Below are 26,435 nucleotides of genomic sequence, written 5' to 3'. Positions count from 1 at the left end.
GTCACGCGGTCACGCGGTCACGCGGTCACGCGGTCACGCGGTCACGCGGTCACGCGGTCACGCGGTCACGCGGTCACGCGGATCTTCGACTGGCCGTGGCCCAGCTTCTCCCAGTCCTCCATGAACCGCGCCCGCAGCCCGTGCTTGGCGGCGAGGGCGGTCAGGGTCTCGGTCCGGTAGTAGAAGTCCTCGCGCAGTACCTGGTGTTCGACGCCGGTGGTCCGGTCGAAGGTGAAGTCGAAGTGCCCGCCGGGCGCCAGGACGCGCCCCACATGGGCCAGGCACTCCTCGATGATCTCGATCGGCGAGTGCGAGAAGACGCTGTGGGCGTGGACCACGTCGAAGTACGCGTCCGGCAGGAAGTCCAGCGTCAGGTCCTTGGTGAGGGTCAGGTGCGGCACCTTGGCCTGGAGCCCCTGCGCGGTCAGGGTCTGCTTGGCGGCGATCAGGATGTCGGGCGAGATGTCGATGCCGTAGTAGTGCCCGGGCTCCAGATGGTCGATGAACCGCCAGCCGGCCCGGAGGTTCCCGCACCCGATGTCGAGCATCCGGGCTTCGGGGGCGAGCCCGTGTTCCACGAGGTAGTCGAACTGCATCTGCCCCAGGGCCAGCCACCGTTCGTGCGTCTGGCTGCCGACGGCGGCCTCCGGGTTGCGCCGGGTGTCCGAGGCCATCACGGCCCGGTAGTAGTTCACGTGGTCGGGGTGCTTGAACGCCAGCCACCGGTCACGGGCCGCCCGCTTCAGGTACGGCGCGATGCGGTCCGGCCGGCTCGCGGCGTAACGGACCTTGTGGGCGAGGGACTCGCGGTTGGCGACGAGGTTCTTCTTGGATGCCATGACGCAACTATAGGTCGGTGAACGACATATACAAACCAACGACCCCTCGGGCTGTCCGTGCCCGCCCGGAAGCGCCTCAGCTCCGCCTGATCCGGCGCACATCGCGTACACAGGCGTTGGCCACCCCGGCGGCGAGAATGACGGCGGAGCACACCAGGAGGATGTGCCCGCCGGACCAGTAAGCGGACGCGACCGCGACCACGAGGTAGCCGAGCGGGATGGCGAGCTGCTCCCCCAGGGAGCTGAAGGCGTTGAGACGCCCCAACTCCGCGTCCGGGATCTGCTGTTGCATCGCGGTGGACCAGGCGACGACGGCCACGTCCATCCCCGCCCCGGCAACGACGGCCGCCCCCAGCACCCAGAGCAGCGGCAGCCCGAGCCCCATCGCGGCCAGCGGCAGGAAGAGCCCGGAGCTCGTCACCACGGCGACCAGCATGAGCCGCCGCGGCCTCCACAGCAGGCAGACGAACGTCCCCGCCAGCAACCCGGCCGCGAACGCCCCCTGAATCAGCCCCCAGGAGCCGGCGCCGGCGTAGCTGCGCTCGGCCACGAGCGGCCCGAGCAGCTGGTACCCCGCCAGCCAGGCGGCCACGACCGCCGTACCGGACAGGGTGTAGCTCCACAGCCATACCCGGGACCTGAACCCGGCCCACCCGTGGCGCAGTTCCGCCACCAGACCCGCACGCTGACCCCCGGCGGGCCCGGCGCCCGCGAGCCGCAGCCCCGCCAGCAACAGCGCGGCCACGGCGAAGGTCACGGCGTCCCAGCCGAGCGCCCAGGCCGGTCCGGCCAGGGAGACGACGAAGCCGCCGACGACGGGACCGGCGACCTTGACCGCGTTCCTGGGCACCCGGATCAGGGCGTTGGCCGGCTGAAGCCGCCCCGGCGCGACGAGCCGGGACACCACTCCCCGGGCCGCCGGCGTGGTGAAGGCGGCAGCCGCCCCCGAGGCGCACGCACACACGCTCATCGCGGCGGTGGTCGCCGTCCCGGTCGCCACGAGCACGGCCACGGCCGCCTGCGCGGCCCCCGCACCGAGGTTCCCGAGGAAGAGGATCCGGCTGCGCGAGACCCGGTCCGCCAGCACCCCGCCGACGAGCAGGAGGACCAGCGCCGGCACGGTGTTGGCCGCCAGCACGATCCCGAGCGACCGCGCTCCCCCGCCCTGCTCGATCACGGCGAACGCCAGCGCCACGGGGGCCATCGCGGTCCCGGTCGCGGAGACCAGCTGGGCGAGCAGGAACCGCCGGAAGGCGGGCGACCGCAGCGGCGAAGCGCCCTGGTCGCCGACGGTCATCAGTCCGGCACGCCCGTCACCCATCCCGGCAGGGTAGAAGCGGCACGGCCGGAAGGCACCCGGCTTTCCGGCCGCGTCCTAGCGCCGCCCGTGATCGGGGTCCGCGTCCAGGCCGGGCAGTTCCTCGTGCCCCTCCGAGTAGTGGTTGACCCACCCGCAGAGCGCACAGGCGTACCGCCCGGCCAGACCGTGCACCTCGGTGCCGCACCGCGCGCAGTCGGTGCGGGTGATCTCGGGAATCGTCGGTTCGGGCTCGCTGGTCACACGGGGACTGTACCGAGAGGAGCGCTCTCGGCGGAGTCCGCGTACGGACTGATCATGGTGTCGAAGTACACCTCGGGCGGGCCCTCCAGGAAGGCCGGCAGGCTGTCGAGGAAGGCGCGCAGCGCGGGCAGGGCATTGTGCCGGTCCAGGTCTTCCCGCGAACGCCACACCTCGTACAGGAAGAACCGCCCGTCCTCCTGCTCGTGGAGGTGGTAGGCCAGGTTGCCGGGTTCGCTCCGGGTGGGCTCGACAAGGGCGGACAGCGTGCGCCGGACCTCGTCGGCGCGCCCCGGCCGCGGTCGCAGGAAGCCGTAGAGGGCAAGGGAGTTGGTGGTCTGCTGCGTCATGCCCCCACGCTAGAATCTGACACCGATGTGAGATTCAAGGGCTCACGGGGCCCGGAGGGTGTGAGGTACGCCACATGAGGATCGGTGATCTGGCCGCGGAGACCGGCACCTCGGTCCGGCTGCTGCGGTATTACGAGGATCAGGGCCTCCTCGCGTCGCGCCGCCTCGCGGGCGGTCACCGCCGCTACGACGCCGACGCCCCCGCCGTGGTCCGCCGCATCCGCGCGCTGCTGGACGCGGGCCTGCCGACCCGGACGATCCGCGATCTGCTCCCGTGCGTACGGCAGGACGGCACGGTGGCCCTGTGCAAGCTGGACACCCTGGAACAGCACCTCCGGGGCCTGGACGACCGGATCTCCGCACTTCAGGAGACCCGCTCGTCCCTGGCCGTCCTGGTCACGGCCGCCCGGGCCGAGGAGGCGTGACGGCCCGCCTGTGGTGCGCCGGTGATCTCCGACGGGAGGCCCGAGGCCGCGCGCCTCACCGCCGCCGTGTCCGACCCGGAAGAGGCGGTCGCCGCCCGCGCGTTCGGTGCCGTGCCGACCGGTGCGGAGTCGGCGTCGGACGCCGAACCTCTCGACGCGGGGCCCCGGTTGGCGGTCCGACCGGCGGCCCTGCTCCCCGCCTTCCCGCCGCCCGGCCCGCGCCCGAGGCCGGTGCTTGGCCGCCGGCTACCGCGTGGAGCGGGGCGCCGGCCCTGCGGCCCGCGCGGAACCGCTCCTGGACGGCATCCGCCGGGCCTGCCGGACGGGCGCTGGGCGACAACTCCCCGCCGAGAAACGGCAGTCGACCGAGGGACGCGTACGAGGCGCCCCGCCTGCCTCTCGCCCGGTGCGCCCTGAAGCGGTGGCCGCCCGCACCTGCCGGGCCGGGCCGGGCTCGTCCGCGTACTACCGCCGGACGGGACGGAGACGTGGCACGCCCACACGGCTCCGGCCCCGGCCCCGGCCCCGGCCGCCTGGCCGCCTCCGGCCCCCCTCACGCACGTGGCGCCACGTAACACAGAGCGTCGAAGTGCCGCCCGGCGAAGAAGTGCCGGAGCTCACCGATCCGCTGCCATCCGAGCCGTTCGTACAGCCGGACGGCAGCGGCGTCCTTGGTCAGCGCCTCCAGCACCAGCGGCAGCCCGTGCGCCCGGGCGTACGCCTCCGCCGCACCCATGAGCCGCGCACCGGCGGACGCCCCGCGCGCATCCCGCCCCACGAAGAACCGGGCCAGCACCGCGACCTCCGCGTCCCCGGCGCCCCCGCTCTCCCGCCAGAGCCGCGCCACGTCCTCCCCGCGCCGGGCGCGGTTGACCGCGACATGCCCCACAACCCGCCCGCCGACCTCGGCGACCCAGGCCGCGAGCAACCCTTCCGGCGACAACCACGCCTCGGGGTCCGCCACCCCCTCGACGGGATATCCGTCGGACTCATGGACACCGGCGAGCACGACAGCCGCCGCGCCCAGATCGGCGTCCTCGCGCGTACGGATCACTACTTGCGGCACAGGCCCCTCCACCAGCGACAACCGTTGTCGGACCACCCTGCCATCCTGTCCGCGCGACGATGGCACGGGCCGGCTTCCGGGCACGGACGGCGAGCTCGAACGGCGAAGCCACCGAGGCCGCCTTCGCCGACGCCGTACCGCCTGAACCGGGAACAGCTCGCGACCGGCATGACCACGGACACCGCCGAACCCTGGCCACGGCCAAGGAATGGCACCACCGGACCCGCTACAGCCACAAATCCATGCGCACTTGCGCGCATCGCCCGGGAGACCGCACCGTTCACCCAGTACTGCACGTCGTTTCGGCGCTGATCAGGGAGGGGCGGCACCTCATGGGCTCAACGAGCGAGTGGGCACGTGCGACATTCGGTGAAGCGGCCGATGAACTGGCGCGCCTGATCCCGGCCTGCCTCCTGCGAGCCCACGCGAGGGCCCGCAGCGGGCACGAGGGCGTGCACACCCAGACCCTGGAGGCATACGGGCACGGCCTGTACGCCGCACAGTACGAGGAACTGGTCGCGGGCCTCGCCCACTTGGCGGACGCCTCCGCCGTACGCCTCCAGGGCCGCTCCGTGGTCATCGTCTCGGGCCATGTCATCTACCCGATCCGCTACGCGAAGAAGGACGTCCCGGTCACGGCCGCCCGCCTGCGCCGAGCGACGGGCTTCCGCGCGGAACTCATCCGCCGCCACGGCCCGGAACCGAGGCAACAGGTGCTCGACCTGGGCCTGGACGAACTGGAAGAGCCGGAAGCCCACCCCGACCTCGCACTCCTCCCTGAGGACAACCGCCTGGTCCTGGTCGCCTACGCCTGCTCCATGCACGAAGGCGTGATGCGCGCCGAATGGGGTTCGGCGGAACTACGCCGCGAGGACCGCTACCTCATCTGGCACCGTCACGAACCCCTCCCCCTCCCCGCCCCCGCGGCCTGAGACGCGCCACCGCCCGCCGTCATCCCTCGCGGACAACCGCGCCCTCCGCCGGATCGGCGACCCGCCTGGCCACCACCAGGTACCCGGCGAAGCGCACACCGGGCCTGGCCTTCGCCCACCCGTCCGCCGCCTCGACCGGAACCAACACGGTCGTACCGGGAACGGGGCAGTTCACCCGGTCCGTCGCGCCGGGAGGCACCCCGTAGCGGCAGTGCGCCTCAACAACCGACAGCACCTCCAACGAGGTGGGCGCGCACCCCTCCTCCGCCCCGTGATGCTCCTCGCAGTAATCGATCCCGCCCGCGCGCTCCTCGCCGACGAGATCGACGTAGTCCTCGGCATCAGCCTCCATCAGGGACCACCTCACGACGTCCCCCGGAGCGAAGGGCTCCCCACAGCACTGCATCTGCCAGTCATCGACCCAGATCGTCAACGTCACCCGGTCATTGTGCGCCGTGCTGTCCGGGTCAGCGCAGCCCGAACCGTTCGGCCCAGGCGGTCACATCGGCGGTCGTCGCGTTGCCGCCGCAGACGACCAGGCCGAGCCCGGCGCTCCCGCCGACGCGCTCGAGCACCTGGCGCGCCGCCGGCAGCAGGCATCCGGCGGCAGGCTCGGCCCAGACCTTCGCACGGTCGGCCAGGTCGAGGGTGCCCTGAACGGCCTCGGCATCGGTCACGGTGAGGACATCGGTGACCATGGCCGAGACGTGTTCGTACGTGAGCGGTGAGGCGCTCGGGGCGCTCAGCGTCGAGACCACCGACGACAGTTCGACCGGCACCGGCCCTCCGGCGGCCAGGGCCTCCGACATGGCTCGCGCGCCCTCGGTCTCCACGCCCCAGATCCGCACCCCGGGACGCCGCGCGTGCAGCGCGGCCGCGACACCGGAGATCAACCCGCCACCACCGATGCTGACGAGTACGTCGGTGAGCTCACCGGCATCCTCCGCGAACTCCAGGCCGACCGTGCCCTGTCCCGCGACGACGACGGGATCGTCGAAGGGGTGGACCAACGTGAGCCCCGACTCCCGGAGTTCGTCCACGAGGGCGAACGCGGCGCCCATGGTGTCGGCGAGGATGACACGCGCCCCGGCCCCCTCGGCGGTCTCCACGGCGCTGCCGGGGGCGGACCGGGGCATGACGACGGTCGCCTTGATGTCCAGCGCACCGGCCATCTCCGCGACCGCGATGCCGTGGTTGCCGCCGCTCACCGCGACGACCCCCGCCGCACGCTCGGCCTCGCTGAGCGCGAGCAGCTTCGCCGTCGCACCGCGCGCCTTGAAGGAGCCGGTGCGCTGGAGAAGTTCCAGCTTCGTGGTGACCGGCGCCCCCAGGAACGCGGAGAGCCCAGGACTCGGCACGGTCGGCGTCCGCACGACATGGCCGGCGATCCGCTCGGCCTCGGCCTCCACATCCGCGACGGTGATCAGCACATTTCCTCCCATGGCACCCGAGTTTGCAGCGACCGCTCAGCAGGTCGGCATCCCGAACCTACCGCCCCTCGGAGTCCACCTGTTCGAGCGCTCAGAAGAGTCGCCCGGCGTCCCCAGCAGCCGCCCGCAGCTCTCGCCCGAACCAAGCCCCGGAGGCCGGGCCCGTCCGCAATGGCACCGCGATCACCACTCTGCCCAACGACATGCCAAGGGCCCTCAGACACACGCGCCTGAGGGCCCTCTACACCAGTGGGCGCGGACGGTTTCGAACCGCCGACATCTGCCTTGTAAGTCCGTGCGGAGCATGGCTGGCGAGGGTCCACCCCAGCTCGCGGACGCCGCGAAGGGCCGCACAGGGCTGCTGTCATCCACCGTCGTTGATGTCAGATTTGGATGTCACCTGGCGCCGCCGTCCCGCGAACGGTCGCGGATAGTCCGAGGCCTCCCCGACCGGGGGATAATCCCTGCCGAACAGCACGTAGACGGGGTGCTCGGGATCCCCGGCTTCCATCCTCACCGAGATGTCCACGTCGTGGTTCGCGAACCTGTGCAGGTATTGGACGAACAGCTCCAGCTCCTCGTCAGACAGTCGCTCGTCGTGCCGCTCGTTGTGCATGCCGCCCCTGTGCTCGTTCGCGCTCATAGATGTCAGCACTCAGCACTGTCCCGGCACTGCTCGTGCTGGCAGTCGTCGTTGCGTCGGTGCAGCCGCCGAAGGTCTTGCAGGGCGGCGACAGGGAACGGGTGCCGCACCCACTTCTCCTGGTACCCGGCCTCGCCGTGAACCCGCAGTACGGTCTCGACGGCTTCCATCACCTCGTGGCCCAGAACGCTGCGGGGCTGGGTCGAGCTCCAAGAAAGGGTGCCCGCATCATCGGGCGAGTCCCAGCTCGTCGACATGTCCGGAAACTTATAAATGGCGACGGCCACGTCTGCTCCCTGGCGCCGGAGTCGCCACCTCAGTTCGGCGGGTTCAAGATCGAATGAGAGGCGCTGGGTGAGTGAGTCCCCGTAGAGACCCGTCACGGCATACAGCAAGTCGGCCAGGGCGTCCGTGCAGTAGCTGACGATGCCTTTCTGCTCCGAAGCGCTGTCGGCGATTCGGTACGTTGCCCACCCTGAGCCGCTCAGTTCCCAGCTGAACTGGAGATCATCCGCCATTCGCACCCCTCCCGTGTCGATCACAGCCCCATCATCGACTGATGGGAATCTCGTAGACGACCCTCGCACAAGGCAGCGGGTACGACGATGTCCGCCGTCTCCACGGGGCGTCCCTGGTCGCTGTAGTACGTCCGCCGGATGTGGGTGACGAGCGAGGCCTTCTGAACCCCGAGGAGCGATGCCTCCTCGGCGGTCGCCTGCCGCGGCTCGGGCTGTTCCACGGCGTGGCTGATGGTGACGCCGATCTGGGCCATCCGGTTCACGACACCGGCCCCGGCGTGAGGCCCACCCTCGGGAAGAACGACGAGGGTCCCGCCGGTGAGGTCGTACGGCTCCCAGCTCGTCGACAACTGCACAGGCCGACCGTCGGCGAGGAACTCGTACACGGTCCGGACACACAGGTCTCCCTCGGCGATACCGAGCCGCGACGCAATCTCAGCCGGCGCCGGGACCTTGGCCTCCGTGCGGCTCTCCCAGTCCCCCTGCTTACCCACGGCCTTCATGTCAGCCCGGAACGGAGAACCGCCGCGCTGCTCGCGCGCCGAGGACCGAACCACCCGAACGCGCTGACGAGGTTCGGCGACGTACGTGCCCGACCCCGCACGACCCTCCAGGACCCCCTGGGAGATCAGTAGCTCCTGTGCCCGGCGAACCACGTCGCCTGGCTCATCGGCTGCCTGGGCCCGTCCGTGCCAGTCCCGGCCCCGTTCCTCACCGGGCCGCAGGGTGCGGGGAAGTCGACCGGCGGGCGGATGCCCGTACGGATCGTGGAAGGCATGAGCGGGGACCTGCGCCGGGGGCCCCGAAGGATGAGGAGAACCTGATCGCCGCGGTCGCCGCGGGGTGGGTGACGGCGCTGGACAACCTGTCCCCCATGGGCCCGGAGCTGTCCGACGCGATGTGTTGCATCGTCACCGGGGCGGAGTCCGTGAAGCGCGCGTTGTTCACCGACGGGGACGTGCACCGGGCCCGCTACCGGCGTCCCCTGCTCCTGACCGGCGTCGACGTCGGAGTCATCCGCCCCGACCTCGCCGAACGCTCCTGCCCCTGCGGCTGGAGCGGCCCCGCGTCCGGCGCACCGAAGCCGAACTCTGGGGCGAGTTCGAAGACGCCCTGCCCGTCATCCTCGGATCGCTCCTGGACCTGACGGTCAAGGTCCGGGCCGCTGAGGCCGAGACGCCGACCGATCTGCGGATGGCGGACTTCGCGCACCTCTGCGCCCAGCTCGACGCCGCCACCGGCCTCGGGGCGCTCGCCGCGTACCGGGCGAGCCTGGACGACCTGAACGACGACGTGATCGAGGGTGACCTCCTCGCGCAGACCGTCCTCAAGCACGCCGAGGACATCGCCCCCGGCAGTGAGCAGCGGATGACGTCCACCGAGTGGCTGCACCACCTCAGCCGCCTCTACAGCGGCGACGAACTCCGTCCCCTGCCCAAGGGGTGGCCGACCACCGGGAAGGTGCTCTCCGACCGGCTCAAGCGGCTGCAGCCCACCCTCGCCGCCCGGGGCGTCCTCATCGACTCCGGCCGCACCCGCGAGGGCCGCTACCTCGAAATGGCCCGGCCGGCCGCCGCACCGCCCGAGTACGAGCAGCCGGAAATGCACTGACCCGCACCGCCGCTTCGCTGAACAAGCAAGAAGAGCACGCCCCCGCTGGTGCTCTTCTTGCTGTTCGGCGGAACGCCGCCCAAAGGTCGCGCCGCGAAGCGGCCCCGCATTCACGCTCTGAGAGCTCCCGCACTACTACAGACACCCCTTCCCTTTTTTCCTAAGTAGGGAAGCTCTGCGTCACAGCGTCACACGGACGGAAAAAACACCCCTGGCCTGCGGCTAAGGGCGTGACGCAGACGGCAAAGCTCTGCGTCATCCTGCGTCACCTGCGTCACGCCGTGACGCACCCCGTGACGCACCGATGACGCACACCCACACCCCCGCGTCACACAAAACCGCAGGTCAACGCCCCGCGTGACGCTCGTGACGCTGTGACGCAGAAATCTGCACCTAGGACAGATGTGCCCGCAGGCGCCGCCATCCGCCCCCTGGAGGCCGCAGTGAGTTCCGCCCTGCCCACCACGCATCAAGCCCTCACTGTTCCCGAGGTCATGGAGGCCCTGCGCCTCAGCCGCTTCAAGGTCTACGACCTCATCCGCTCCCGCGAGCTCAAGAGCATCACGATCGGCCGCTGCCGCAGGGTGCCCGCCGATGCTCTCCGCACCTATATGGAAACCCAGTTGGAGGAAGCCGCCTAATGGCACGCAAGAGGAACCCGAACGGCGCCGGCAGTATCTGGCAGCGCAAGGACGGGCGGTACGAAGCCCGCGTCTACGTCCCCCAGCCTGACGGCACGCGCAAGCGCAAGACGGTCTACGGCGGCACTTGGGATGAGTGCGACGCCAAGCGGCAGGAGCTAGTCCTGCGAGACCGGCAAGGCATCCCGACACCCACACGTTCCGCCAAGCTTTCCGAGTGGCTGCCCTACTGGCTGGAGGAGTTCGTCAGGGGCGACCGCAAGAAGACGACGTACGCCAAGTACGAGACGCATGTGCGCCGCTACTTGATCCCGCAGATCGGCTCAAAGCGCTTGGAGACACTCGGGGCAGCTGACGTACGCCGCATGCTCAGTGCGGTAACGGCACAAGCATCGGCTGCAACGGCTAAGAAATCTCACCGCGTTCTCCGCAGCGCTCTCACGGCCGCATGTCGCGAGGAGCTGATTAGTAGGAATGTGGTCAAGCTCGTTCCTGCCCCCCGTGTGCAGGCACGGGAGTCGAAGCCGTGGGACTTGGAGGAGACGACGACCTTCCTGGAGGCCGCGAGGAAGGATCCGCTGTACGCAGCGTTCGTGCTGGCCGTGGCTTTGGGGCTGCGGCGAGGAGAGATCCTCGGGCTCCGCTGGTCAGACATTGACCTGGAGCGCCGCACACTCACTGTGCGGAACCAGATCCAGCGGGTTCAGAAGGAGTTGTACGCGGACTCCACGAAGAATCGCCGCACGCGCGCCATCCCCGTACCGCTCATGTGCGTGGCGCCGTTGCGCTGGCAGCGCCTCCGTCAAGCGGCGCAGCGCAACGACGCCGGGCGTGCCTGGCACGACAGCGACTACGTGTTCACGACCAGGACCGGGCGAACGATCGAACCGAGGAACCTCAGCCGGTCGTTCGAGCGCATCACTGAGGACGCCGGACTGCGGCGCATCCGTCTGCACGACGCTCGGCACGGATGCGCCACGCTCCTGTTTGCCGCAGGCGTGCCGGCGCGGGTCGTGATGGAGATCCTGGGGCACTCGCAGATCGCCGTCACGATGAACATCTACACCCGCGTCTCTGACGACAATCGGCGAGAAGCCATGGGACACATGGACCGCCTCCTCCGACGCCGCCGCTGACGTCCAGGCTTGCCTCCCGCAGCGGGACTGCGGGAGGCAAGCCTGAGTCCACGAGGCATTCAGGTAGAACTGGGGTTTTCGGAAACTGGTAGATATCTCCCAACACCCCCTGCACACTGTGCACATGCCGAGTACCGAATCACAGTTGTCAACCATCGCCGATTGGATCGACAGCGCAGCGCTGGCCGAGACATCCCTTCAGGCTCATAGGAGATTTAACGAAAATATCCCTATCAGTGAGCACGAAGGCCCGGTGGAGTCCACTGGCGGCATTTCCGCAATCAGACGGGCAGCCGCATGGGCCTTCGCATACCATGTTCAAGTTGTTGAGAATGACAGCAAATGGCGAGTGCAGATCGTTCCCTACTTCCAAGGGCCAGACAGTCACTCCATTCCACCCCAGGTTTCCGATGTATCCGATTTCGGCGCAGAAATCTGGACGGCACTTTGCGCGAAAACCGCCTCCCATTTCGGTAAGGCTCGTTTGCACCACCTGTTGTTCGACAGAAAAGTTGGACAAGTACGCGATCATGCCATTCTCGCCGCACAGTCCTATCTAAAGTTGGCGGGAACCTGGGAGAAGGAACTAGACAAAGGAGAATGCCTCAATATAGCGCTTCGCCTGGCGCGCGCCGCAGGAAAGCATGACCTTGCCGAAAACGTCATAGCCGAGATGCTGACTCTCGCCGCCAGCGCGATCGCAGACGATGCAGATACACCCGGCGCGGCGACTCAAATACTCGGCCCGCTGATCGGCGAGCGCGTTCCGCCAAAGGCGTTGCATGGCCTACTAGACGATGCCATCGCCAGATACAGCTCCCCGTTCATTAAAGCTCAATTCTTCAGCCTCAAGCTGCGCCTCCACAAAGGGGAGGCGGCACGCAGCGCCATCTACTCTGACCTCGTTCAGATGTGGCTGGACGCAGCAGCAACGGCAACCGGGCTTGTCCGAGCCGGACATCTCAAGACGGCCCTGCAGCACGCCCAAACATCTGCGGTACCTCACCTCATTGACCGGGCAGCGAGCTCTCTGCAAGCACTACGAAACGAGGACCTGGGACTTAAATCATTCACCGCCTCCAGCGCCGTAAGCCGGGAAGAGTTTGAGTCCTATCTAAAACCAGTAGTAGATTGCCCTGACTGGCAGCACGCTTTGCTCCACTTTGTATATTCCTACGGCCCAGCAACTGGATCTGTTGAGAACACTAGAAGAAGCGCCGCAGAGTACGCGAAACATTCTGTCATCGCAGACCTAGCCACAATGGAACTAATTGGATCCGACGGACTTCCTAGATTTTCACCTCAAAGCGACGCCGAGATCGAGGAAGTGCGCCTGACGCGCCAGGAAAGCTTCACCCTGCAACACATGGCCCCCCTGCTGGCCATCGCACTTCATAGGATCGCAGAGACACACGGCGTGCCGACAGAGGAAGACCTAACGAGCTTTTTCGCTCAAGGGGAACTAACGGATGCCGAGCTCGCCTCATCCATTGCACGATGTTTCATTCGTTACTGGTCCGGAGACGTCGAAGGGGCGACCTTCACCATCGCGCCAAAAGTTGAGACACTAGCCCGGAATCTGGTGCTAGCGCTTGACGCGGGAGTATACAAACTACAGCGAAACGAAAAGCCAGGGCAGTACCCCGGCCTGGGATACTTGCTAGGGGTTCTGCGCACAAAAGACATGGATGAATCGTGGTACCGCAGCATCCTCACTATTTGCGGAAACCCAGCGGGCGGCTGGAACCTGCGCAACGAGATCGCTCACGGTTTCATACCCGCTGCTGGGTCACCTGCGGCAGCCCTGCTGTTCCAGTGCGTGATCTACCTCTGGAGCCTCGGCGTGAAGTCACAGAACGTTGACGCTGGGGTGGAGGAGACAGAAGAAGGTCAAGCCTGACTGCGACTGCCGTCATCTACTACCGTCAACGCCCCCGCAGCGGCTCGCTGCGGGGGCGTTGTGGCTGGTGGGCGCGGACGGTTTCGAACCGCCGACATCTGCTTTGTAAGTTCGACCCGAGGTGCCTGAGCACCCTAACGGACTCCGCTGCGGCTTCCGCCGCGGGCTCTCCAGGACTGCCGTTGTATGCCGACGTTGATGTCAGGAGTGGATGTCAGCTCACTGGTTCGGCATCTGCTCGTCAGCCGGCCTGCGCGGTCGCGACACAGCTACTGCGGCGCGCCTGTCGTTCGCGTGCTTCTGCTCGATCGAGGTTCGCAGCTCCTCGGGGGTCGGCCACGGCGCGCTCCGATGGATCATGCGGTGACAGTTCGCACAGATGAGAGCGAGATCGCTGAGCTTGGTGTGCCCCTCCCCGGCTACATGGAGCGGAAGGACGTGATGGCACTCGATGTACCCGGCACCGCGGTCTCCGTAGATCTTCTCGAAGTCGAAGCCGCAAGCTTCACAAGCGAGCTGCCCACCGCTCTTGAGGACGGACGCGATCTTCTTCTTGCGCAGGCTCTTGTTCCGCTCGCGCGCCCTGTGCCAGCGCATGAGCAGCCGCCCCTCGGGCGCGCTGAAGTCGTCGCCGAACTCCTCTTCCTCAGTCGGCACGAAGGACTGCAAGTCGCCGGTCGCGATGCCCTGCCGGATCAGCTTCGCGGCCTCGGTCATCTCCAGCGGCCGGGCAAGGAACTCGTGCAGCACCGCGACATCCAGTGCGCCGCCGTTGGTGGGCTTCCCCTGGTACTCCGGGTGCCGAGTGGCAATGTCGAACGTCTTACGAGCGACACCGTTGGGGTTGCGGAACTTCTCGTTGCGCTCCGCCTCGGCGTGGATGGGAAGCAGCTGAAGCAGGGCAGACAGCTCCACTACCCGGGCGTCCCCGGCGTCCAGCCCCTTCCAACCGTTCTCCATCACCAGCTGACAGGCAAGGATGATCTCGTCACGAGCCCAGTCCGGGTTCTTGATGGCCTTGACCTGGAAGCCCACCCGCTTGAGCCACGCCGCGGCGTGGTCCTTGCCGCCGCTGAACTCGTCCCGAGTGAGAGCCCGCCCCTGATCCCACTTGTGGGCCACGCCAGCGACAGCCTTGGAGTCGTACTCCTGACCGTCATGAACCAGGACGTAGGACCGCGCCTCCCCGAAGCCGTACTTCGCCAGGAAGGCTTCACGCCCCAGCTCGTCATGCTCCGCCAGGACCTTGAGCACAGACTCCCGCGTGATCGCTCCTCTTCGCATAGGAGGATCGTAGGGCCGAACACTGACACACCCGCGCCGTCACGAGTGTTGTTTGTGTGGACCCGTGACTCGACCATTGAACATCTAGGAACAAAGACTTCCAGTCGGGTGCATCGCCGGATACAATGCCTGCGGGTGTGGGCGCACGGAGCGCGCTCTGCTTATGCAGAGTTGACCGGGTTCGACTCCCGGACACCAAGATCAACAGCCTTTCTCTGTTGTTCTCGGTGTCCGTGAGTCGATAGGTCGGAGAGCGCACCGCATGCAGAACGGCCAGGGCGATTACGAAAAGCTGCCTACAAGTCACCCATTCCGCAAGCATTCTCAAAATCTTACCGCCCTGACCTCTGGCCTCCGCCAAGCCGAGCGCATGCATAAGCAGATGATCCGGCAGGGAAATGAACCCGCCGTGAGCTTCTCCGCACGAATGCATTCCCTGATGATAGGGATGATCGCCGAAGCGCGGCTCAAGAAAATCATTTATGACCCCCAAGGGTTTAATGAGCGCGAAAGAAAGCTGATCGGACGCGAAAGGTCCCAGATAGGTCAGTGGGTACTGGCCGTGGACTGCGCCTTCCGTCGGCAGTACGAGGTGGCCATGCATCTAGAAATTGCAGACCTGGCAGACACAATCGCAGTTTCTCGCTATGCCGAGATAATCCAGATGCTAAAAGGTGACCTAGCACCAATCATCGAGGGCCGCAATAAGGTTGCACACGGCGAATGGGTTTGGGAGGAGAGAAGCAAAGAGGGAACCTTCAGGCAGGCGAGGCGCCCGCTGAATTACCTTGAAATCAAACGCCGGGGTCAGCTAATCGACAGCTTGGCGGAGATGATCCACATCCTGATCGTATCTGAGCCGACGTTTCAGCGAGATTTTGATGATCTATATAAGCGAATAGACGCCATCAGGCCCAATATCGACGGAACAGACTACACCAATTTCGCGATCGGCCTTCGCGCTTCGGTGCGAAAACGTCCAGGGCCGCAAAAAATGGGAAACTAGGCATTTTGAACTGTGCCTCAGTGCCTGATTTCCCTTCAGGTTGACGTGGGCGGGGTCGGCCGATACGCCCCCTAGCCCACCACTCGCCCCAGCTCCCATCCCGTCCGCCTTCGACCCACACACCGTGGAGCGGGCGTGGTTCAGGGCGTCAAGGTGGAGCGCGCCACTGTACGAACGACCTTGACGCCCTGGGCCGCGACTGCTCGGCTCTGCCTGGGTCGAAGGTGGTCGGGATGGGAGCCCCCACGACGCTCACCACGAGACGGCCGGCACTCGCGAACGGCGCCCCGTCCATCCCGGTGCCGGAGCGCCCCCGCCGGAGGCATCGTCTTGAAGCCGCGGGCTTGGTTCTCGTCTCATGCCCTCGGGCCTATCCAGCGGGCGCGCGTCGGCGGCGGCAGCGCCGAGCGGGCCGAAGGCAGGAGCGCGGGCGCAGCCAGAGCCGGGAAGCGCGCCCGGCGGAGCGGAGCGCAGCCGGGTGCCTTGATGAGGTAGAGAAACCTGTAACAGCTCTCGGTGGCCGGAATCGGCGTCTTGGCACCTCTGCGGGGGCATGGTGCGGTGGACTCCCGAACCGAGGGGGTAGGTAGCTGTGCGGCAAGAGGACTTGGTGGGCAATCGGCCGGGAGATGCGATCCGGAGGAAGCTCGCAGAACTGGAGCCCAACCGAGTGAAGAGGCCGTTCGCCCGCTGGTCACCGGATCGGGAGATACGCAACTGGGCGTTAGGGCTGGTTGGTGAGCGTACGACTGGCCGGCGCCTGAACACTCTCAGACGACAGGGCTGGCGGGTTCTTCACTCTGTCCAATGGCCCAGCGGGTCGGACATTGATCACCTGGTCATAGGCCCCTCGGGTGTTTTCACCATCAACTCGAAGTGCCACAGGGGCAAGGCCGTCTGGTACGGCGATCACGCCATTACGGTCAACCGCGTCCCCACCAAGTACATCGTGGTCAGCGAGCACGAGGCTCGACGCACCTCGCGTGCTCTGTCAGACCACTGCGGGTTCCTTGTGCCTGTCCGCCCGGTCATCGCGATCGTGGGTGCGGCCAGGCTCTCCGTGAAGAACGCGGCGCCTCCGGTTCTCGTCATCGATGGCACCAGTGTGCACACAGCCCTCTCCGGACTCGCACCTGTGCTTCCGCCAGAGCGGGTTGAGCAGATATTCAGCGTTGCCCGCCGGGGCGAAACCTGGGCGGGGCGCTGAGCAGCCCTTACGCGTCAAAGGCGTATTCGAGGATGTATGAAGCAGAGTCAAGGGTCATCTCGTTGACCTCGACGGCGCGTCCCTCGTCCGCAAACGCTGTCCGACAGATCAGCATGACGGGCGTCCCGGTGGAGAGCTTCAGTTGTTCCGCCTCGTCCGTCGACGGCATGCGGGATCGAATCTCCTCGCGGAAGTGGACCGGCTTGGAGCCGAGTTCAGCAAGTCGGGCGTAGATGCCGCCAGGCCCCGTGTCCTCCTGGGTGATCGCAGAACCGGCTACCAGGCTTGCCGGCAGGTACGACGTAGCGATGAGCACTGGCTTGTCGTCCAGGACGAACCGTCGACTGCGTACGCACACGGGATCGCCCTGCTCCACTCCCAGCACGCGCGCCACATGCTCCGGGGCACCCTGCTCGGTGACGCTCACCTGATCAACGACCAGTGCCCTGTCTTCTGTGTCGACGGCCCAGACGGACCGGCCTTCGCCCCACTGGGACTGAGCCAAGCGCTTGATGCCCTGGCGACGCAGCGGACGAAACGACCGTACGAACACGCCGGCGCCCTTGCGTGACTCGGCGATGCCCTCGCTTTGCAGAACGCCGAGGGCCTGGCGCGCGGTCATCCGGGCCACGCCGTGGCCGGCCATGAGGTCGTTCTCGCCTGGCAGCCGATCGCCCGGCTGGTACCGCCCGGACTGGATGGCGTCTCGCAGCTCATCGGCGATCCGTTGGTACTTCGGCTGCCGCTTGGCGCCCTCGGTGGACATGAGTGATCTCTTCCTCTCCTCTCTAGACAGCCTAGAGCTTTCTTTCACGAAAGAAACGTACGTCCCACGAGCGGAACGTGCTCGTTACGAACCGATCGCCTGCCCTGAGGTGGCACAACAACACATCTCTAGACAGGTGTTGACGTCTCTAGAGATGGGCTGCTTCACTGTAGATGTCTAGAGAGGTCGCCGGTTGGCGGTGACCTCCTGAACAAGGGATGCGCTCATGCCGTCTTTCAAGATCGACGTTTCGACCGCTGTCGTGTTCGTGGCGACGCCTCCGACGCCGAAGCTCGTGAGCAAGCAGACCGGCGAGATCGCGGTGGACCGGGAGACCGGGGCCCAGCTCGCGACGGTGGGCCTGCTGATCTCGGACGAGGGGGAGGGCAACCTCTACCAGGTGACCGTGCCGAGCACGGGCGTCCCGGAGCACCTGGTCCCCGGCACCCCGGTCACGGTGATCGGCCTCAAGGCCCGCGACTGGGAGAACACCTTCAACGGCCAGACCCGCCACGGGATCAGCTTCCGCGCGGTGGCCATCACGGCGGGTGCCTGACCATGTCGGACCTGTCCACGGTGATCGAGGTAGCGGAGGCCTTATCGGCCGCCGGCGGCCTCGGCTACGCGAAGGTTCGGTCTCCTCGGGTGTTCTGGTCGCTGGTCGGTGCCCCGGTTGCCCGGGTCCGGTTCACGGTGACGTACCGGGCGACGATGGATGTGTGCGGGCTGACGGTCCAGCCGTCCCGCCTGCGGGCGTTCATGGTCCGCAACGTGGCCCGTCAGGAAGTCCAACCGGTGCCGCCGAGGGTCCGCCGGGTCCGCTACTCCTCGACCGGGATGCGGGCGACGCTGCGTCTCCCGGCTGGCCTGGAACCCGCCGACGTGTCCGCCGCCTCCGAACGGTTGCGGCACGCCTGGGGTGTCCACTCCGTGCACGTGGTGGAGGTGAAGCCGGGGTTCGTGGAACTTCGGATGACCGGCTACGACGTCTTGCGCCGGGTGAAGATGCCGCGCCGCCTGCCCCGCACCACCACCGCCGGTCCGCTGGTCGTCCCCGTCGCGCTCCGGGAGGACGGCACCGCGTTCGTCCGCGACTACCAGAAGATCCCGCACGCCCTGACAGTCGGTGCGAACCAGTCGGGCAAGTCGATGTATCAGCGGAACCTCATCTCCGAACTGGCCAAGCGCCCGGTCGGTCTGATCGGAATCGACTGCAAGAGGGGTGTGGACCAGGGCGGCTACGCGCCTCGGCTCTCCGCCCTGGCCGTGACCCCGGACGAGGCGGACGGGCTGCTGGAAGCCCTCGTGGGAGAGATGGAAGAGCGCTTCGACCTCCTCAGCTCTCACGGTGTCCCGGACATGTGGGACCTGCCGGCCAAGGTGCGGCCGGTGCCGCTCGTCGTCCTGGTCGATGAGGTCGCGGAACTCTTCCTCGTCGCCGCGAAGAAGGACGAGGAACGCCGGGACCGGATGGTGATGCGCATGATCCGGCTCGCGCAGATGGCCCGCGCGGTCGGGATCTTCCTTGAAGTCTGCGGACAGCGCTTCGGCTCCGACCTCGGCAAAGGGGCAACCGCCCTCCGCGCCCAGCTCACCGGGCGTGTGGTGCACCGGGTCAACGACAAGCAGACCGCCGAAATGGCCCTGGGCGACATCGCCCCGGAAGCGGTCTTCGCCGCGACCACCATCGCGCCCGACCGCCCCGGCGTCGCTGTAGCCGGTGACGCCTCCGGCGGCTGGTCCCGCATCCGAACCCCCGCCATGCCCCCGGCCGACGCGGTCGCGGTCTGCCAGGAATACGCGCACCTCACCCCGCACCTCGCCGCTCTGGCACCCTTCCGGCCGACCATCCACACCGCCCCGGCACCGACCGCGCCGCTGCTGAAGCCGGTCCCGGTCCCCGAGTAGCACCCCTGCCCGTCCCAGTCGGCGTGACCGTCTCACGCCAGGTCCCTACCCCGCCCATGCCTGGAACCGGAAGGAACCCCCGCCATGGCACCTAGACGGACCACCCCCAAGCCCCCGCCCGTGGTCGAGAACGGTGACTGCAAGCCGTGCGGCGGGACCGGCAACGTCCCCACCACCGTCCGCGTCGGCCGCAAGCGCCGCCCTGTCGGCCAGCAGGACGGCCTGTGCCTGAACTGCTTCGGCACCGGAACCGACCCCAACGCCTGACCCCCTCTGCTCCGGGTGCCGGGCGGCGACCACCCGCATTCCGCCCGGCCCCGGCACCACCACAGATTGGAGGTGACCACCATGCCCCGCACCATCCGCCCGGATGCCGTTCTGGTTCAGGCCGTGATCGCCGGTGCCCTGTCCTTCTCGCACCTGCACGACCTGGCCGACGCGGCAGGACAAGACGGCTGGAAAGCCTGGGCCTACCCGGTCAGCGTGGACCTGCTCCTGGTCGCCGCCTGGCGCCGGATGCGCACGGCCGCGGACAACGGACCGGCCTGGATCTGGTTCGTCATCGCCCTGGCCGCATCCCTCGGCGCGAACATCGCGACCGCCGGAATGCTCGACCTGGACAACGTCCCGCCCTGGCTCCGCATCCTCGTCGCCGGCTGGCCCGCCCTCGCCTTCCTCGGCGGAACACTCCTCGCCCACACCAACAGCGCCACTCCCGCCGCCCAACCATCGCCGACAGCAGAGCCGTTGACCGCCTCGGCACCCGAGCCCGTGACCGTCGAGCGCGAGCCCGACCCGGCCCCGGAACCTGCGCCCGAGCTCCCGCCCGTCACGGCTCCGGCGGCCCCCGAACCCGTACCCGCCCCGGAACCCGTTGCGGCCCCGGCGCCTTTCTCGGTGACTGTTCCGCCGGCATTGCTGGACCACGCCCGGAAGGTCGCTGACACCCACCACGCCACGACCGGCAACCGGATCGATACAGCGACCCTGCGCGCACGCCTCGGCGTCCCCGCACCACTCGCCGACGCCATCACCGCCCAACTCGCCTAACCCACACCGGAAGGCTCGCTCAATGCCGCGTCCGAACCGCTTCACCGACGTGATCCGCATCGGCCCCGTCCAGGTCGGCACCCACCACGACGGCCGGGGCCGCACCAAGCACACCGCCGCCTGCACCGCCCCCGGCTGCAACTTCTCCGCCAACTACCACAACCGCTCCGCCGCAGAACTCGCCGCCCGCACCCACCGCTGCAACCCCTGACAGGAGGAACCGTGTTCACCCCGAAGATCCCGCCCCCAGACACCGCCCCCACCCCGGGAACGTCCCTCGTCCCGCCGCTCACCGGCATCGTCCAGCCCCCGGCCTGCGACTGCCACCACACCCCCGCCCCCACGCTGGCGCCCGTCCCGGCCCCGGCCGCCCGCCCCGCCATACCACTCACCCCCGGCGCCCTGATCGTCGCCGCCGCCGGCGGTACGGCCATGGTCCTGATCATCGGCACGGTCCTGGTCTCCATGCTCCTGGCCACCGCTATCACCGCCGCCTCGGTCGCAATCTGCGCCGTGGTCCTGCGCTCGCTCCTCAACAACAAGGCCCGGTGATCGGCATGGACTTGTCCATCGTCGCCGCAGCGTTACCCGCCCTTGGGTGGACCTTGCACGGCAGGCTGCTCACCCACCGCCTGTCCACCGCTCGACGCGACCCGCTCACCGGCCTGCACACCCGAAACGGCTGGACGGCCCGCGCCGAACGCATCGCCACCCGCTCACCCGACGCCGCCGCCCTGCTCGTGGACCTGGACGATTTCAAGGCCATCAACGACACCTACGGCCACCTGGCCGGCGACGCCGTCATCGCGGCAACCGCCGCACGGCTGACCGGCTGGATCTCGGGCCACGGGATCGCGGCCCGCCTCGGGGGCGACGAGTTCGCCGCCATCATCACCGACCCCGCCCGCACTCCCGGCTTGGCCGCGCTTCGCGAAGGTCTGCACCGCCCGGTCGCCTACAGCGGCCAGACCGTCCCGGTCGGCGCCTCGGTCGGTGTCTGCCACCTCGCCGAACTGCCCGTACGCACCCTGACCGACGCTCTGTCCGCTGCGGACTCGGCCATGTACGCGGTCAAGGGACGCGGCCGACGCAACAACACCCCGCGCGCTCGCTCATAACGGCCCCCGGGGCGGCCTCAACCGCCAAGTTTCCGCCGCCCCGGGCGCCTCAACACCCTCCAGATCTAGCTGACCCGAAAGGGAGACACCATCATGCCCCAGCACACCCTGCCCCGGCCGATCTGCGGCCACTGCGACGGCTTCCCCACCGTCGCCATCACCACCGGCACCCACACCCCGGCCGGTGAACGCCGCACGATCACCGCCGACTGCCCCGCCTGCCACGGCACCGGCCGCGTGCATCCCGCCACCCGCACCCACGCCCGGATCGGGGGGTGACCTCCATGGCTGACCTGACCCCGACTCCGGACCGCCCCGGCCTCCACATCAGCAAGCCGTCCCAAAACGCCCCGGCCACTGGCTCCGCCGTGTGCCACTGCGGCGCCTCCGCGACCGCGACCGGTGATGCCCAGGTCAAGGCGTTGGTGGAGGGCTACACCGCGAACCACGGCCCCGCCCATGACAAGAACGGCGGCAACCGATGAACACGACTCCGCTGCGGGCCCTGCGGGTGCTTGATCTGTTCTGCTGCCAGGGCGGCGCCGGCATGGGCTACCACCTCGCCGGGCTCGACGTCACCGGCATCGACTCCGCGCCGCAGCCCCGTTACCCCTTCCGGTTCATCCAGACCGACGCGATCCAGTACGTGCGGGAGCACGGTGCGGAGTTCGACTTCATCCACGCCTCGCCCCCGTGCCAGCGCTACAGCCGCGCCCAGAAGATCCAGCACCGCGACCACCCCGACCTCATCGCCCCCACCCGCGCCGCCCTCGAGGCCACCGGCCGCCCGTGGGTCATCGAGAACGTGGAAGAGGCCAGGTCCGAGCTGCGTGACCCGGTGACCTTGTGCGCGGCGGCGTTCGGGATGCGGACCTACCGCCACCGCCTCTTCGAAACCGGCGGCGGCTTCACCTTCACCCCGCCCCCTCACCCCGCCCACCAAGCGCCACTGACCAAGATGGGCCGCCCCCGCGCCGCCGGACACTTCGCCCACTACGTCGGCAACTTCAGCGGAGTGCAGGAAGCCCGCACCGACATGAACGTCCCGTGGATGAACCGGGACGGCATCCGCGAGTGCATCCCCCCGGCCTACACCCGCCACATCGCCACCGCGCTCCTCGCCTCCCGCCTGGAGGTCGCCGCGTGACCCACACCGCCACCACGGCGGGCCTCGACCCGGCCACCCTCACCGACCTGCTGAGAGTGGCCGGGTCACCCGGCTTCGACCGCCTCACCGAACAACTCCGCCGCACCGGCGGCTGCTCCCAACCCATCCACCTCACCGGCGCCACCAAGACCATCGACCGCACCACCGGCACCCTGCTCCACCACTACTCCACGGACACCGAGCCCGGGGGCCGGTTACGGATCGCCTGCGGCAACCGCCGCGCCTCCCGCTGCCCCGCCTGCGCCTGGACCTACGCCGGCGACACCTACCACCTCATCCGCGCCGGCCTCACCGGCGACCCCGAAAAAGGCACCCCAAACACCATCCGCGACCACCCCCGCGTCTTCGCGACACTCACGGCTCCCTCGTTCGGCCCGGTCCACAACCGCCCCGGCAACAGGCCCTGCCGCTGCGGCACCCACCACCCCGACAACGCCCCGGAACTCGGCACACCCCTCGACCCCGACCGGTACGACTACGCGGGCGCGGTGCTCTGGAACAACCACGCCTCCGACCTCTGGCGCTACTTCACGATCTACCTCCGCCGCGAAATCGCGAAGCGCGCCGGCCTCACCCAGAAAGCCGCCCGCGAACAGTCCAAGGTCTCCTTCGGCAAGGTTGCCGAGTACCAGAAACGCGGAGCCGTCCACTTCCACGCCGTGATCCGCTTCGACGGACCCGAAGGACCGGACACCCCGCCCCCGGCCTGGGCCACCCTCGACCTCCTGGAAGACGCGATCCGCGCCGCCGCCGCCCGCGCCGAAGTCACCGTTCCCTCGAACGAGGAAGCCGGCTTCCCCTCGGAATGGGTGCTGCGCTGGGGCACCCAGCTCGACGTCCAGCCCATCGGCGCCTTCGGCAACGGCGAAGAACTCACCGAACAAGCCGTGGCCTCCTACGTCGCCAAGTACGCCACCAAAGCCGCCGAGACCACCGGCACCGTGGATCACCGGATCGGGAACAAGGAAGCGCTGATCCTCCTCGACGTGCCCGAGCACCCCCGCCGGCTCATTGAAGCGTGCCTGGATCTGCACCACGCCTACCCGGACCGCAAGCTCCGCGACTGGGCCCACATGCTCGGCTTCCGCGGCCACTTCTCCACCAAATCCCGCGCCTACTCCACCACCCTCGGCGCACTCCGACAGGTCCGCGCCGACTACCGCGCCGCCGAACAACGAGCAGCCCTCGGCCTCCCCGGCCCCGACGACCACCCCGAAGCAACCACGCTCACCCTCGCCCACTGGGCCTACGCCGGCCACGGCCACACCCCCGGCGAATCCTGGCTCGCCGCCAACATCCACCGCGACATCCAACACAACCGCGAAACCGCCCGCGAACACCGCGCCGAACTCATGGACCAACTCGCCCTGGAAGGAACCGACGCATGACCACCGCCACCGCCGAACTCCTCACCGTGCCCCAGGTCATGGCCCGACTGAAGCTCGGACGCTCCACCGTCTACGACCTGATCCGCTCCCGCCGGCTGGTCTCCATCACCATCGGCCGGGCCCGGCGCATCCCCGCCGACGCCGTACGGGACTTCATCGTCAACGAGATCGAGGAAGCCGCCTGATGCCTCCCCAGCGCAAGCGCAACCCCAACGGCGCCGGCACCATCACCAAGCGCAAAGACGGCCGCTACCAAGCCGCGGTCTACGTCCTCCAGCCGGACGGCACCCGCGCCCGCAAGTTCGCCTACGGCAAGACCTGGGCCGAGTGCGACACCAAGCGCCGTGACCTGCTCGCCAAGGTGGACCAAGGCGTGCCCGTACCCATGCGGTCGGCCAAGCTCTCCGAGTGGCTGCCGTACTGGTTGGAGAACATCGTCAAGCCGCGCCGCAAGCGGACGACCTACGCCAAGTACGAGACTCACATCCGCCTTTACCTCGTGCCGATGCTCGGCTCTAAGCGGCTCGAATCGTTGAGCGTCGCGGATGTCCGGCGCTTCCTCGTCCGTCTGGAACAGCAGAGCACCGCAGCGACCGCCAAGGAGTCCCACCGTGTCCTGCGTACCGCGCTGACGGCGGCCTGCCGGGAAGAACTCGTCATGCGAAACGTGGCGACCCTCGTGGAGCCGCCCTCGGCCGAAGCGCGAGACCTCTCCCCCTGGTCGCTGGACGAGACCCTGTCCTTCCTCACCGTGGCCCGCAAGGACCCGCTCTACGCGGCCTTCGTGCTCGCCATCGCGCTCGGCTTCCGCCGCGGTGAGATCGTCGGTCTGCGGTGGGAAAACGTGGACCTCGACAAGCGGGAGATCCGGGTCCGCACTCAGCGGCAGCGTGTCCGCGGTGAGGCGTACGAGGACGATCCCAAGGGACGTCGCAGGAAACAGACGCTTCCTCTCCCCGCCCTGTGCGTCGCTCCGCTCCGCTGGGAACGGCTGCGGCAGGCTGCTCGGCGTGAGGCTGCCGGTGATCAGTAGGAGGACACGGGATACGTCTTCACCACCCGCACTGGCAGGCCGATCGAACCCCGCAACCTGTACCGCTCGTTCACCCGCGTCGCCGCGACCGCCGGCCTTCGTGTGATCCGCCTGCACGATGCCCGTCACGGCTGCGCGACCCTGCTGACCGCCGCCGGCGTCCCGCCCCGCGTCGTGATGGAGATCCTCGGGCACAGTCAGATCGCGGTCACGATGAACATCTATGCCCACGTCGTCCAAGACACGCAGCGCGAGGCCGTGAGCCACCTCGACCGCATGCTGAAGCGGCAGCGTCCCGACCGTGGGTGATCGTGCCCGTTGATGTCAGACGTAGATGTCAAAGACCCCCAGCCCTGATCGGCTGGGGGTCTTTGTGCTGGTGGGCGCGGACGGTTTCGAACCGCCGACATCTGCTTTGTAAGAGCAGCGCTCTACCCCTGAGCTACGCACCCGTGGATGAAGGAACAGGTTACATGGCTCGTGGGGCATGTCGACAATCGGTGCGGGGTGGGCATACGGGGGATAGCCCCACCCCGGAGACGGTAGCCGTCCGGATCGTCCGGGCGGGGCAGCGCTGCCTACCGTAGGGGCACAACGCAGCGCCGGCACAGGGGGACCTGATCACCATGACCATCCGTAATCGCAGCGCGTTCGTGGCCGTCGGAGGCACCGTTCTGCTCGTCGCGGCGCTCACCGGGTGCGGGAGCACGGACGTGGACGACGCGCCCGTCGAGCACAAGTCGTTCGCGTTCGGGGGGAAGGCGCTCACCATCGATGCGGAGAACTCCGTGGTGGACGTCGTCCCGGCCGACGTGGACGAGGTCCAGGTGACGCGGAGGGTCGACGGATGGGTCGTCCTCGGGAGCGGGCCGGACCCCGTGTGGAGGCTGGAGGGGGACACGCTCACCCTCCGAGTGAAGTGCAAGGCGATGATCAGCGACTGCGAGGCGCGCCACACGGTGAAGGTGCCCCGCGGGGTCGCGCTGACCGTGGACGCGGACAACGGGGAGGTCACCGCGTCCAAGTTCACCACGCCGCTCAAGCTCTACGCCGACAACGGCGGCGTCGTCGTCCGGGACGTCAGCGGGCCGCTGGAGCTGAAGAGCGACAACGGGTCCGTACGCGCCGAGCGGATCTCCTCGCGGTCGGTGGTGGCGCGGTCGGACAACGGCTCCGTGGATCTCGGCCTCGACCGCGTCCCGGATCTCGTGGACACCGTCAGCGACAACGGGCGCATCGCCATCGACCTGCCCGCCGGCAAGACCTCCTACGCCGTGACCGCGTCGGCCGACAACGGGCACGTCGACGTGACGGTGCCGCGCAGTGACAGCAGCCGGCACGTCGTGAAGGCGCACAGCGCCAACGGTGGGGTCGCCGTCCGGCACGCGAGCTGAGAAGGAGCACGGTCCCCGGCCTCGGCCTCGGCCCCGGCCCCGGCCTCGACCCCGGGCCCGTCCC

The 26,435-nt window shown here is 68.3% G+C and carries 31 protein-coding genes, 1 tRNA gene and 3 pseudogenes; 22 read left to right on the top strand and 13 right to left on the bottom strand.

What is annotated here, in order from left to right:
• Positions 1–65 precede the first annotated feature (65 nt).
• The 4 genes from FKN01_RS01555 to FKN01_RS01540 all read right to left on the bottom strand — a co-directional run bounded on the left by FKN01_RS01555 (position 66) and on the right by FKN01_RS01540 (position 2,747).
• Complete coding sequence (locus FKN01_RS01555) at positions 66–839, bottom strand: class I SAM-dependent methyltransferase (RefSeq protein WP_143615838.1); 774 nt, start codon at positions 837–839, stop codon at positions 66–68.
• Positions 840–915: 76 nt separating this feature from the next.
• A complete protein-coding gene (locus FKN01_RS01550) occupies positions 916–2,136 on the bottom strand; it encodes an MFS transporter (protein ID WP_143615988.1) in 1,221 nt (406 codons plus the stop codon).
• A 78-nt stretch (positions 2,137–2,214) separates the two neighbouring features.
• Complete coding sequence (locus FKN01_RS01545) at positions 2,215–2,400, bottom strand: hypothetical protein (RefSeq protein WP_143615837.1); 186 nt, start codon at positions 2,398–2,400, stop codon at positions 2,215–2,217.
• Positions 2,397–2,747 carry a putative quinol monooxygenase gene (locus tag FKN01_RS01540; RefSeq protein WP_143615836.1) on the bottom strand — a complete coding sequence of 117 codons (351 nt, stop codon included), beginning with the start codon at positions 2,745–2,747 and terminating at the stop codon, positions 2,397–2,399. Before FKN01_RS01540 ends, FKN01_RS01545 begins: the two co-directional genes overlap by 4 nt.
• 74 nt (positions 2,748–2,821) lie before the next feature.
• Between FKN01_RS01540 and FKN01_RS01535 the strand changes: the two genes are divergently transcribed.
• Complete coding sequence (locus FKN01_RS01535; RefSeq protein WP_143615835.1) at positions 2,822–3,172, top strand: MerR family transcriptional regulator; 351 nt, start codon at positions 2,822–2,824, stop codon at positions 3,170–3,172.
• Positions 3,173–3,725: 553 nt separating this feature from the next.
• Here FKN01_RS01535 and FKN01_RS01525 read toward each other — a convergent pair.
• On the bottom strand, positions 3,726–4,238 hold the full coding sequence (locus FKN01_RS01525) for a GNAT family N-acetyltransferase (RefSeq protein WP_143615834.1): 513 nt from the start codon (positions 4,236–4,238) through the stop codon (positions 3,726–3,728).
• Between the two features lie 332 nt (positions 4,239–4,570).
• Between FKN01_RS01525 and FKN01_RS01520 the strand changes: the two genes are divergently transcribed.
• Entirely contained in the window at positions 4,571–5,170 is a 600-nt protein-coding gene (locus tag FKN01_RS01520; RefSeq protein ID WP_143615833.1) for a hypothetical protein, read from the top strand.
• A gap of 19 nt (positions 5,171–5,189) precedes the next feature.
• Here the strand turns inward: FKN01_RS01520 and FKN01_RS01515 are convergent, their stop codons facing one another.
• From FKN01_RS01515 to FKN01_RS01495, 5 genes and pseudogenes are all read right to left on the bottom strand, one after another.
• On the bottom strand, positions 5,190–5,609 hold the full coding sequence (locus FKN01_RS01515; protein WP_143615832.1) for a DUF6578 domain-containing protein: 420 nt from the start codon (positions 5,607–5,609) through the stop codon (positions 5,190–5,192).
• A 28-nt stretch (positions 5,610–5,637) separates the two neighbouring features.
• Entirely contained in the window at positions 5,638–6,612 is a 975-nt protein-coding gene (locus FKN01_RS01510) for a threonine/serine dehydratase (protein ID WP_185992695.1), read from the bottom strand.
• 352 nt (positions 6,613–6,964) lie between these two features.
• Positions 6,965–7,243 carry a hypothetical protein gene (locus FKN01_RS01505; RefSeq protein ID WP_143615831.1) on the bottom strand — a complete coding sequence of 93 codons (279 nt, stop codon included), beginning with the start codon at positions 7,241–7,243 and terminating at the stop codon, positions 6,965–6,967.
• 5 nt (positions 7,244–7,248) lie between these two features.
• On the bottom strand, positions 7,249–7,785 hold the full coding sequence (locus tag FKN01_RS01500) for a hypothetical protein (protein WP_260696734.1): 537 nt from the start codon (positions 7,783–7,785) through the stop codon (positions 7,249–7,251).
• A gap of 7 nt (positions 7,786–7,792) precedes the next feature.
• Positions 7,793–8,417 (bottom strand): annotated as a pseudogene (locus FKN01_RS01495) (GntR family transcriptional regulator).
• On the opposite strand from FKN01_RS01495, the pseudogene FKN01_RS01490 reads away from it, so the two are divergent.
• The 4 genes and pseudogenes from FKN01_RS01490 to FKN01_RS01475 form a co-directional block, all read left to right on the top strand.
• A pseudogene (locus FKN01_RS01490) lies at positions 8,418–9,372 on the top strand (ATP-binding protein); the annotation flags it as partial. It abuts the pseudogene before it with no gap.
• Positions 9,373–9,815: 443 nt separating this feature from the next.
• The gene (locus FKN01_RS01485) at positions 9,816–10,013 is read left to right on the top strand and encodes a helix-turn-helix domain-containing protein (RefSeq protein WP_143615830.1); all 198 of its coding nucleotides are present in this window, start codon (positions 9,816–9,818) and stop codon (positions 10,011–10,013) included.
• Positions 10,013–11,149, top strand: a complete 1,137-nt coding sequence (locus FKN01_RS01480; RefSeq protein ID WP_143615829.1) for a site-specific integrase — start codon at positions 10,013–10,015, stop codon at positions 11,147–11,149. The genes FKN01_RS01485 and FKN01_RS01480 overlap by 1 nt, the downstream gene beginning before the upstream one ends.
• Before the next feature lie 124 nt (positions 11,150–11,273).
• Positions 11,274–13,049 carry a DUF4209 domain-containing protein gene (locus FKN01_RS01475; protein ID WP_143615828.1) on the top strand — a complete coding sequence of 592 codons (1,776 nt, stop codon included), beginning with the start codon at positions 11,274–11,276 and terminating at the stop codon, positions 13,047–13,049.
• Between the two features lie 219 nt (positions 13,050–13,268).
• Here the strand turns inward: FKN01_RS01475 and FKN01_RS01470 are convergent, their stop codons facing one another.
• Positions 13,269–14,333: an HNH endonuclease gene (locus FKN01_RS01470; protein ID WP_185992694.1), complete on the bottom strand. Its 1,065-nt coding sequence runs from the start codon at positions 14,331–14,333 to the stop codon at positions 13,269–13,271.
• 262 nt (positions 14,334–14,595) lie between these two features.
• On the opposite strand from FKN01_RS01470, the gene FKN01_RS01465 reads away from it, so the two are divergent.
• Both FKN01_RS01465 and FKN01_RS01460 read left to right on the top strand, forming a co-directional pair.
• Positions 14,596–15,339: a hypothetical protein gene (locus tag FKN01_RS01465; RefSeq protein ID WP_143615827.1), complete on the top strand. Its 744-nt coding sequence runs from the start codon at positions 14,596–14,598 to the stop codon at positions 15,337–15,339.
• Positions 15,340–15,931: 592 nt separating this feature from the next.
• Entirely contained in the window at positions 15,932–16,546 is a 615-nt protein-coding gene (locus FKN01_RS01460) for a nuclease-related domain-containing protein (protein WP_313906123.1), read from the top strand.
• A 7-nt stretch (positions 16,547–16,553) separates the two neighbouring features.
• Here the strand turns inward: FKN01_RS01460 and FKN01_RS01455 are convergent, their stop codons facing one another.
• Entirely contained in the window at positions 16,554–17,312 is a 759-nt protein-coding gene (locus FKN01_RS01455) for a GntR family transcriptional regulator (RefSeq protein WP_143615826.1), read from the bottom strand.
• Between the two features lie 226 nt (positions 17,313–17,538).
• On the opposite strand from FKN01_RS01455, the gene FKN01_RS01450 reads away from it, so the two are divergent.
• The 13 genes and pseudogenes from FKN01_RS01450 (at position 17,539) to FKN01_RS01390 (ending at position 25,286) form a co-directional block, all read left to right on the top strand.
• Positions 17,539–17,868 (top strand): hypothetical protein, encoded by a 330-nt coding sequence (locus tag FKN01_RS01450; protein WP_143615825.1) that lies wholly within the window; start codon positions 17,539–17,541, stop codon positions 17,866–17,868.
• Positions 17,869–17,870: 2 nt separating this feature from the next.
• Positions 17,871–19,220 carry an FtsK/SpoIIIE domain-containing protein gene (locus FKN01_RS01445; protein WP_143615824.1) on the top strand — a complete coding sequence of 450 codons (1,350 nt, stop codon included), beginning with the start codon at positions 17,871–17,873 and terminating at the stop codon, positions 19,218–19,220.
• An 84-nt stretch (positions 19,221–19,304) separates the two neighbouring features.
• The gene (locus FKN01_RS01440; RefSeq protein ID WP_143615823.1) at positions 19,305–19,487 is read left to right on the top strand and encodes a hypothetical protein; all 183 of its coding nucleotides are present in this window, start codon (positions 19,305–19,307) and stop codon (positions 19,485–19,487) included.
• Positions 19,488–19,568: 81 nt separating this feature from the next.
• Positions 19,569–20,270 carry a DUF2637 domain-containing protein gene (locus tag FKN01_RS01435; protein WP_143615822.1) on the top strand — a complete coding sequence of 234 codons (702 nt, stop codon included), beginning with the start codon at positions 19,569–19,571 and terminating at the stop codon, positions 20,268–20,270.
• A gap of 22 nt (positions 20,271–20,292) precedes the next feature.
• Positions 20,293–20,481 carry a mobile element transfer protein gene (locus tag FKN01_RS01430; RefSeq protein WP_136205901.1) on the top strand — a complete coding sequence of 63 codons (189 nt, stop codon included), beginning with the start codon at positions 20,293–20,295 and terminating at the stop codon, positions 20,479–20,481.
• Positions 20,482–20,492: 11 nt separating this feature from the next.
• On the top strand, positions 20,493–20,822 hold the full coding sequence (locus tag FKN01_RS01425; protein WP_143615821.1) for a SpdD protein: 330 nt from the start codon (positions 20,493–20,495) through the stop codon (positions 20,820–20,822).
• Between the two features lie 5 nt (positions 20,823–20,827).
• A complete protein-coding gene (locus FKN01_RS01420; protein WP_143615820.1) occupies positions 20,828–21,388 on the top strand; it encodes a GGDEF domain-containing protein in 561 nt (186 codons plus the stop codon).
• 93 nt (positions 21,389–21,481) lie between these two features.
• The gene (locus FKN01_RS01415; RefSeq protein WP_143615819.1) at positions 21,482–21,667 is read left to right on the top strand and encodes a hypothetical protein; all 186 of its coding nucleotides are present in this window, start codon (positions 21,482–21,484) and stop codon (positions 21,665–21,667) included.
• Positions 21,668–21,672: 5 nt separating this feature from the next.
• Positions 21,673–21,873: a hypothetical protein gene (locus tag FKN01_RS01410; protein ID WP_143615818.1), complete on the top strand. Its 201-nt coding sequence runs from the start codon at positions 21,673–21,675 to the stop codon at positions 21,871–21,873.
• Complete coding sequence (locus FKN01_RS01405) at positions 21,870–22,535, top strand: DNA cytosine methyltransferase (RefSeq protein ID WP_143615817.1); 666 nt, start codon at positions 21,870–21,872, stop codon at positions 22,533–22,535. Before FKN01_RS01410 ends, FKN01_RS01405 begins: the two co-directional genes overlap by 4 nt.
• Positions 22,532–23,944: a replication initiator protein RepSA gene (gene repSA, locus FKN01_RS32900; protein ID WP_143615816.1), complete on the top strand. Its 1,413-nt coding sequence runs from the start codon at positions 22,532–22,534 to the stop codon at positions 23,942–23,944. The genes FKN01_RS01405 and repSA overlap by 4 nt, the downstream gene beginning before the upstream one ends.
• A complete protein-coding gene (locus tag FKN01_RS01395; protein WP_136205895.1) occupies positions 23,941–24,129 on the top strand; it encodes a helix-turn-helix domain-containing protein in 189 nt (62 codons plus the stop codon). Before repSA ends, FKN01_RS01395 begins: the two co-directional genes overlap by 4 nt.
• A pseudogene (locus FKN01_RS01390) lies at positions 24,129–25,286 on the top strand (tyrosine-type recombinase/integrase). The gene FKN01_RS01395 and the pseudogene FKN01_RS01390 overlap by 1 nt, the downstream one beginning before the upstream one ends.
• Positions 25,287–25,354: 68 nt before the next feature.
• On the opposite strand, the gene FKN01_RS01385 reads toward FKN01_RS01390, so the two are convergent.
• Positions 25,355–25,429: transfer RNA gene (locus tag FKN01_RS01385), tRNA-Val, on the bottom strand.
• Positions 25,430–25,603: 174 nt separating this feature from the next.
• On the opposite strand from FKN01_RS01385, the gene FKN01_RS01380 reads away from it, so the two are divergent.
• Positions 25,604–26,371, top strand: a complete 768-nt coding sequence (locus tag FKN01_RS01380; protein ID WP_143615815.1) for a DUF4097 family beta strand repeat-containing protein — start codon at positions 25,604–25,606, stop codon at positions 26,369–26,371.
• Positions 26,372–26,435 lie beyond the last annotated feature (64 nt).

The sequence above is a fragment of the Streptomyces sp. 130 genome (assembly GCF_007096885.1).
Classification (GTDB): Bacteria; Actinomycetota; Actinomycetes; order Streptomycetales; family Streptomycetaceae; genus Streptomyces.
Note: the sequence above shows the minus strand (reverse complement) of the source record. Positions and strands in the feature narration are given on the sequence as shown.

What these genes read in the sequence shown, in the direction of transcription:
- FKN01_RS01555 (WP_143615838.1), bottom strand. Translation starts at nt 839, where the DNA reads ATGGCATCCAAGAAGAACCTCGTCGCCAACCGCGAGTCCCTCGCCCAC.
- FKN01_RS01550 (WP_143615988.1), bottom strand. Translation starts at nt 2,136, where the DNA reads ATGACCGTCGGCGACCAGGGCGCTTCGCCGCTGCGGTCGCCCGCCTTC.
- FKN01_RS01540 (WP_143615836.1), bottom strand. Translation starts at nt 2,747, where the DNA reads ATGACGCAGCAGACCACCAACTCCCTTGCCCTCTACGGCTTCCTGCGA.
- FKN01_RS01535 (WP_143615835.1), top strand. Translation starts at nt 2,822, where the DNA reads ATGAGGATCGGTGATCTGGCCGCGGAGACCGGCACCTCGGTCCGGCTG.
- FKN01_RS01520 (WP_143615833.1), top strand. Translation starts at nt 4,571, where the DNA reads ATGGGCTCAACGAGCGAGTGGGCACGTGCGACATTCGGTGAAGCGGCC.
- FKN01_RS01510 (WP_185992695.1), bottom strand. Translation starts at nt 6,612, where the DNA reads ATGGGAGGAAATGTGCTGATCACCGTCGCGGATGTGGAGGCCGAGGCC.
- FKN01_RS01505 (WP_143615831.1), bottom strand. Translation starts at nt 7,243, where the DNA reads ATGAGCGCGAACGAGCACAGGGGCGGCATGCACAACGAGCGGCACGAC.
- FKN01_RS01480 (WP_143615829.1), top strand. Translation starts at nt 10,013, where the DNA reads ATGGCACGCAAGAGGAACCCGAACGGCGCCGGCAGTATCTGGCAGCGC.
- FKN01_RS01475 (WP_143615828.1), top strand. Translation starts at nt 11,274, where the DNA reads ATGCCGAGTACCGAATCACAGTTGTCAACCATCGCCGATTGGATCGAC.
- FKN01_RS01470 (WP_185992694.1), bottom strand. Translation starts at nt 14,333, where the DNA reads ATGCGAAGAGGAGCGATCACGCGGGAGTCTGTGCTCAAGGTCCTGGCG.
- FKN01_RS01465 (WP_143615827.1), top strand. Translation starts at nt 14,596, where the DNA reads ATGCAGAACGGCCAGGGCGATTACGAAAAGCTGCCTACAAGTCACCCA.
- FKN01_RS01455 (WP_143615826.1), bottom strand. Translation starts at nt 17,312, where the DNA reads ATGTCCACCGAGGGCGCCAAGCGGCAGCCGAAGTACCAACGGATCGCC.
- FKN01_RS01450 (WP_143615825.1), top strand. Translation starts at nt 17,539, where the DNA reads ATGCCGTCTTTCAAGATCGACGTTTCGACCGCTGTCGTGTTCGTGGCG.
- FKN01_RS01445 (WP_143615824.1), top strand. Translation starts at nt 17,871, where the DNA reads ATGTCGGACCTGTCCACGGTGATCGAGGTAGCGGAGGCCTTATCGGCC.
- FKN01_RS01440 (WP_143615823.1), top strand. Translation starts at nt 19,305, where the DNA reads ATGGCACCTAGACGGACCACCCCCAAGCCCCCGCCCGTGGTCGAGAAC.
- FKN01_RS01435 (WP_143615822.1), top strand. Translation starts at nt 19,569, where the DNA reads ATGCCCCGCACCATCCGCCCGGATGCCGTTCTGGTTCAGGCCGTGATC.
- FKN01_RS01430 (WP_136205901.1), top strand. Translation starts at nt 20,293, where the DNA reads ATGCCGCGTCCGAACCGCTTCACCGACGTGATCCGCATCGGCCCCGTC.
- FKN01_RS01420 (WP_143615820.1), top strand. Translation starts at nt 20,828, where the DNA reads ATGGACTTGTCCATCGTCGCCGCAGCGTTACCCGCCCTTGGGTGGACC.
- FKN01_RS01415 (WP_143615819.1), top strand. Translation starts at nt 21,482, where the DNA reads ATGCCCCAGCACACCCTGCCCCGGCCGATCTGCGGCCACTGCGACGGC.
- FKN01_RS01410 (WP_143615818.1), top strand. Translation starts at nt 21,673, where the DNA reads ATGGCTGACCTGACCCCGACTCCGGACCGCCCCGGCCTCCACATCAGC.
- FKN01_RS01405 (WP_143615817.1), top strand. Translation starts at nt 21,870, where the DNA reads ATGAACACGACTCCGCTGCGGGCCCTGCGGGTGCTTGATCTGTTCTGC.
- FKN01_RS01395 (WP_136205895.1), top strand. Translation starts at nt 23,941, where the DNA reads ATGACCACCGCCACCGCCGAACTCCTCACCGTGCCCCAGGTCATGGCC.
- FKN01_RS01380 (WP_143615815.1), top strand. Translation starts at nt 25,604, where the DNA reads ATGACCATCCGTAATCGCAGCGCGTTCGTGGCCGTCGGAGGCACCGTT.